Origin of the sequence: Cellulomonas jepli, assembly GCF_047229345.1 — a bacterium.
Classification (GTDB): Bacteria; Actinomycetota; Actinomycetes; order Actinomycetales; family Cellulomonadaceae; genus Cellulomonas_A.
This window is the reverse complement of record NZ_JBFTER010000171.1, coordinates 1-5,197: the sequence shown is the minus strand read 5'-3', so window position 1 is coordinate 5,197 and position 5,197 is coordinate 1. Positions and strand designations below refer to the sequence as shown.

Genomic DNA, 5,197 nt, shown 5'->3' with positions numbered 1-5,197 from the left:
GCGGTGGCGGGCGCGGCGGTGGCGCGCGCGGCGGACCGCACGGTCGACCCGGCCGGCACCCCGCACGCCCCGGCGCCGTCGGCGCTGTGTGGCACCCTGGCCGCATGCCGCACCTGGAGACGTTCGACGGCCGCCTGGAGCGCGACGGGGACTACGAGGCGCTGTCGTTCGACGGCCTCGACCTCAGCGGCGACGACGCCGAGGGCGCGCGGTTCATGGACTGCGCGCTCACCGGCTGCGACCTCGACGGCGCGCGGCTCGAGGACGCCGAGATCCTCGACACGACGCTCACGACCGTGCGGGCGGGCACGCTCGACGCCCCCGACGCGACGTGGCGCGACGTCGAGCTCGCCGACTGCCGGCTCGGCGCCGTCCAGGCCTACGGCGGGCAGCTCACGCGCGTGACGATCCGCGGCGGCAAGGTCGACTACCTCAACCTGCGCGACGCACGCCTCGAGCAGGTGCGGATCGAGGACTGCGTGCTCGGCGACCTCGACCTCGCGGGCGCACGCGTGCACGGCCTCGTGCTGGACCGCTGCCGGGTCGGGCGCCTCGACGTCACGCGGGCGCAGCTCAAGGACGTCGACCTGCGCGGCGCCGAGCTCGCGGGGCTCGACGGGGTCGCCGGGCTCGCGGGCGCGACGATCAGCTCCGGGCAGCTCCTCGAGCTCGCGGGCGCGCTCGCGCGACACCTCAAGATCACCGTCGACTGACTCGCGCCGTCGATCGCCGGCAGACCGCAGCACCGGGGTTGGTCACTGCGGCCGCCAGCCTCCGTCGTCCCGGACGGCCCGGCTGATCCGCTGGCTGATCTCCCGCAGCTGGCGGGCCTGCCGCTTCGTGAGGCGGTCAAGGACGAGCCGGTGGACCACCTCCACGTGCCCGGGGGTCGCGCCCCGGACCTTCTCGGCTCCGAGGTCGGTGAGGACGGCCAGCGTGTAGCGCCCGTCGGCCGGATCGGGCGTGCGCCGCAACCACCCGTGGGTCTCCAGCCGGGTGGCCGCGCGGGACAACCGCGACAGCGTGCTGTTGGCGTACCCGGCCAGGACGCTCATCCGCAGCATGCGATGGGGGGCGTCGGCCAAGGCGTACAGGACGCCGTACTCGAAGTGGGACAGCTGGGCGTCACGCTGGAGCTGAGCATCCAGCGCCGCCGGGAGCCACTCCAGGACCGTCGCCAGCGCGGCCCAGGTCTCGAGGTCCTCGCCCGCGAGCTCCGTCGGCACGCTCACGTGGGCGTCAGGGTCCGGCATGACGGTCAGCCTACGCGGACTTCCTCCGCTCACGGCCAACGGTTCACTTGCTCAAGCAAGTGTTAGGTTCGTGCGATCACTTGCTTGAGCAAGTCACATGACGAACAGGAACGACGCGAGACGGAGAGCGGCCATGGATCTGGACCTGGTGGGCAAGAGGGCCTTCGTGAGCGGCTCGACGCAGGGCATCGGCTACGCGATCGCCGAGGCGCTGCTCGACGAGGGGGCGGAGGTGGTCATCAACGGCCGGACCGAGGACGGGGTGAGAGCTGCCGTGAGGAAGCTGGAGGCCGCCGTCTCGGGCGCCGCGGTCTCGGGAGTCCCGGCCGACTTCGAGCATCCCGCGCAGGTCCGGCAGCTGCTCGGGTCGCTCGGCGAGGTGGACGTCCTGGTGAACAACGTGGGCGTCTTCGACGTCGACGCCTTCGAGGACGTCTCCGACGACGAGTGGCAGCGGTACTTCGACGTCAACGTCATGAGCGGGGTGCGCCTGTCTCGGCACGTGCTCGGCGGCATGCTCGCCCGCGGCTGGGGCCGGATCATCTTCATCAGCAGCGAGTCGGGCGTGAGCGTCCCCTCCGACATGATCCACTACGGGACGACCAAAGCAGCGACGCTGGCCCTGGGCAACGGCTTGGCCAAGCTCACCCGCGGGACCGGCGTCACCGTCAACACCATCCTCGGCGGCCCGACGTACTCCGACGGCGTCGCCAGGGCGATCGAGGACGTCGCTCGCGCTCAGGACGTACCCGCGGACGACATGAAGCGCGCGATCGCGGCCGCGAACCGGAGCTCGCTCCTGCAACGGTTCATCGATCCCTCCGAGATCGCCGCCCTCGCCACCTACCTGGCGAGCCCTGTCTCCTCCGCCACCAACGGCGCCGCCCTGCGCGCCGACGGAGGAGTCCTCACGACGACCCTCTGAGCTCGTGGGCCGCGACACCGCGCGGAGGCGCACGGGGTGGCCCGCCACCAGCGCGGTCGGGCCCGACCGGAGATCGCACCGGCCGGAGCCTGCGAGCAGGGCCGCACCGGGGCGCTGCACCAGCTCCACCCGACCCCCGGCGGGCCGTCTCCGCCGGGGGTCGGGGTCCTGGGTGGGGGTGGGTCAGCAGCCGATGCGGCTCGAGGAGACCGCGACGTCGTCGTACCAGAGCGTGTCGCTGCCGTCGCCGTAGCTCTCCCAGCCGAGCCGCAGGTCGGTGAGCACCGGCGCCCAGCCGGCGCGCGAGCCCCACTGGCCGTCGACGTCGCGCGTCGGGGTGCCGTCGTTGACGAGGCCGGTCACGAACGTGCCGTCGAGCCACGTCAAGAGCCGCCCGTCCCGACCGACCGAGTACTCGACGCAGGACCACGTGTTCGTCGGCAGCGGCTTGCTCTGGGAGACGCCCGTCGGGCTCTGCTCGGGGAGCGTCGCGTCGTCGGACTCGCGGTTCCACTGCAGCGCGCCGTTCTGGCCGCCCATGCGCAGGTCCTTGCCGCCGTCGGCGCTGTCCCGCATCGCGAGGAACGTCGTGTGCGCCGCCGGGAGCGGGGTCGTGTGCCGGACGTAGAACCGCACGAAGGCGGTCGAGCCGGTGCCGGTCAGCGCCCCGGCGGCCTGAGCGAACACGTGGTTGCAGTAGCCGGCGACGCCGTCGACGCGCAGCGACCGGGAACCCGAGTGCGCGACGGCGGTGTCGACGCTCACCGTGCCGGTGCCCGAGCAGTTCGGGGAGCCGACCGTCCAGGCGCCCGACGGGGCGGTGCCGGTCTGGGTCTCGAAGCCGTCGCAGAACGACGCGGAGCCGCACTGCGGGTCCGGGCCGGTCGTCGGCGTGGGCGTCGGGGTCGGTGTGGCCGTCGGGGTGGGCTCGGCCGTGGGTGTGGGGACGACCGTCGGTGTCGGGCTCGGCGTCGTCGGGACCGTCGGCGTGGGCGTCGGGCTCGGCGCCTGGCCGTTGCACGCGACACCGTTGACCGCGAAGTCCGTCGGCGAGGCGTTGCTCGACGCGAACGTGCCCTGCAGCCCGAACTCCGCGGACGCGCCCGCGCCGAGGTTGCCGTTCCAGGAGGCGTTCGTCGCGGTGACGCTCGACCCGCTCTGGGTCACTGTCGCGTTCCACGCACCCGAGACCCTCTGGTCGCCCGGCCACGTCCACGTGACGCGCCAGCCGCTCACGGCGTCGCCCGGCGTCACGCGGACGCTCGTCGTGAAGCCGCCCGGCCACGCGTTCGGCTGGTAGGTCACGGTGCACGCGGCGGCCGCCTGGGCGGAGACGGCGAGCCCGGCCGCCGTGACGGCACCGACCGCGAGCGCGGCCAGGCCGGCGACGAGCCGGGACGTGCGGTGTCGGAGCGTGGTCCTCATGCGGTGACGTCCTCTCGGGTGGCCGTCGACCCGCCGCCCTGCCGAGCGCGGTGACGTCGCGGGGCGCACGTCGGGCCGTGGTCGGGCGGGCAGGGTCGTGACCTGCGGTGACGGGAGCCCGTGGTGGCGGGCGGGCACGCGCAGCCCGGCGTCGTGGGGTGCGTGTGCGTCGGACGCTAGCGGCGGGCGCGGAGGCCTCCCAGCGCGCCAATCGTTTAGGGCCGCCGGCTAGGGTGACCCGGTGATCGAGCTGTCCGTGCACCGCGTCCGCCCCGGCCACGAGCAGCAGCTGCGCGCGTGCCTGCTGGCGTTCGAGCGCGCGGACGCCGACGTCGTGCTCGACGTGCGCCCGTCCTGACCCGGCGGCCCGTCGGACGCGGCCGTGCCGCTCGGCGCTGGACGTCCGGCCGTGCGGGGGGGCGCGCTACGCCGTGGTCTCCTCGCGCAGGCGCGGCTCGGTGCGGCGGGCCGGGACGACGCCGGACTTGTCGGCGTAGAACGCGCGGACCTGCTCCATGTCCGCGTGGACGTCCCCCGTCAGGATCATCGTGGGGCCCAGGCCCGACGTGCGGGTGGGGCGGTCGACGTACCCGAGGGTCACCGGCAGGCCCGCCTCGCGCGCGATCCGGTAGAAGCCCGACTTCCAGTACTCCGCCTTGCTGCGCGTGCCCTCGGGGGTGATGACGAGGTAGAACCGCTCGCCGGCGCGCACGCGGGCCACGAGGTCGTCGACGAGGCCGGCGGGGTTGCTGCGGTCGACGGGGATGCCACCGAGCGCGCGCATGAGCGGGCCGAACGGCGGCGCGAACAGCGACCGCTTGCCGAGGTAGCGGATGTGCAGACCCTGCGACCAGCAGATCGCGAGCATGAACAGGAAGTCCCAGTTCGAGGTGTGCGGCGCCCCGATGAGGATCCCGGCGCCGTCGGCGGGGACGTGCTCGGTGCGGAGCCGGTAGCGGCTCACCGCCCAGAAGGTGCTGGCCAGGGCGCGACGGATCCTCATCCGGCGAGGGTACGAGGCGCGCGTGGTCGCCGCCGAACGCGGGCGCCGGGTTCACCCCGCCGGTGCCGGGCAGACTGGGCCGCGTGACCAGGCTCGACGGGGGCGACCCGCACGCGCAGACCGGCCACCGCGTCCGGTTCGACTGGGGTCTCGACGGCGCGCTGGCCGTCGCGTCGGGCGCGGACGTCGCGGTCGTCGTCGACGTGCTGTCCTTCACGACCGCGGTCGGCGTCGCGCTCGACGCGGGCACCGAGGTGCTCCCCTACCGCTGGGCCGACGACACCGCGGCAGCGTTCGCGGAGCGGCACGACGCGGTGCTCGCGCGTCCCCGGTCCGCCGCGGGACCGGGTGACCTGTCGCTGTCGCCCGTGAGCATCCGCGCGGCGTCCGGCGTGCGCCGGCTCGTGCTGCCCTCGCCGAACGGGTCGACGATCTGCTGGCACCTCGCGGAAGAGCTCGGGGTGCCGACGGTGCTGGCGGCGTCGCTGCGGAACGCCTCGGCCGTGGCGCGGTGGGTCGTGGGACGCCCGGACGCGCGGCGGACGACCGTCGCGGTGGTCGCGGCCGGCGAGCGGTGGCCCGGCGGCGCGC

General features: G+C 74.4%; 6 protein-coding genes. 3 read left to right on the top strand and 3 right to left on the bottom strand.

All coding sequences use genetic code 11. The features are described 5' to 3' along the window. The first annotated feature begins 104 nt into the window (after positions 1 to 104). Positions 105 to 713 (top strand): pentapeptide repeat-containing protein, encoded by a 609-nt coding sequence (locus tag AB6N24_RS22600; RefSeq protein ID WP_412871604.1) that lies wholly within the window; start codon positions 105 to 107, stop codon positions 711 to 713. Between the two features lie 42 nt (positions 714 to 755). Here the strand turns inward: AB6N24_RS22600 and AB6N24_RS22595 are convergent, their stop codons facing one another. Then, complete coding sequence (locus tag AB6N24_RS22595; protein WP_412871603.1) at positions 756 to 1,253, bottom strand: MarR family winged helix-turn-helix transcriptional regulator; 498 nt, start codon at positions 1,251 to 1,253, stop codon at positions 756 to 758. Positions 1,254 to 1,386: 133 nt separating this feature from the next. On the opposite strand from AB6N24_RS22595, the gene AB6N24_RS22590 reads away from it, so the two are divergent. Continuing rightward, positions 1,387 to 2,178 (top strand): SDR family NAD(P)-dependent oxidoreductase, encoded by a 792-nt coding sequence (locus AB6N24_RS22590; RefSeq protein WP_412871602.1) that lies wholly within the window; start codon positions 1,387 to 1,389, stop codon positions 2,176 to 2,178. Positions 2,179 to 2,361: 183 nt separating this feature from the next. On the opposite strand, the gene AB6N24_RS22585 is transcribed toward AB6N24_RS22590, so the two are convergent. After that, on the bottom strand, positions 2,362 to 3,603 hold the full coding sequence (locus tag AB6N24_RS22585; RefSeq protein WP_412871601.1) for a cellulose binding domain-containing protein: 1,242 nt from the start codon (positions 3,601 to 3,603) through the stop codon (positions 2,362 to 2,364). Positions 3,604 to 4,027: 424 nt separating this feature from the next. Next, on the bottom strand, positions 4,028 to 4,606 hold the full coding sequence (locus AB6N24_RS22580; RefSeq protein WP_412871600.1) for a 1-acyl-sn-glycerol-3-phosphate acyltransferase: 579 nt from the start codon (positions 4,604 to 4,606) through the stop codon (positions 4,028 to 4,030). An 83-nt stretch (positions 4,607 to 4,689) separates the two neighbouring features. On the opposite strand from AB6N24_RS22580, the gene AB6N24_RS22575 reads away from it, so the two are divergent. Continuing rightward, positions 4,690 to 5,197, top strand: a 508-nt coding sequence (locus tag AB6N24_RS22575) for a 2-phosphosulfolactate phosphatase (protein WP_412871599.1), incomplete at its 3' end; no start/stop codon positions are given.

Excerpts from the sequence above, each read along its gene's own strand:
- AB6N24_RS22600 (WP_412871604.1), top strand. The coding sequence starts at position 105 with ATGCCGCACCTGGAGACGTTCGACGGCCGCCTGGAGCGCGACGGGGAC.
- AB6N24_RS22595 (WP_412871603.1), bottom strand. The coding sequence starts at position 1,253 with ATGCCGGACCCTGACGCCCACGTGAGCGTGCCGACGGAGCTCGCGGGC.
- AB6N24_RS22590 (WP_412871602.1), top strand. The coding sequence starts at position 1,387 with ATGGATCTGGACCTGGTGGGCAAGAGGGCCTTCGTGAGCGGCTCGACG.
- AB6N24_RS22585 (WP_412871601.1), bottom strand. The coding sequence starts at position 3,603 with ATGAGGACCACGCTCCGACACCGCACGTCCCGGCTCGTCGCCGGCCTG.
- AB6N24_RS22580 (WP_412871600.1), bottom strand. The coding sequence starts at position 4,606 with ATGAGGATCCGTCGCGCCCTGGCCAGCACCTTCTGGGCGGTGAGCCGC.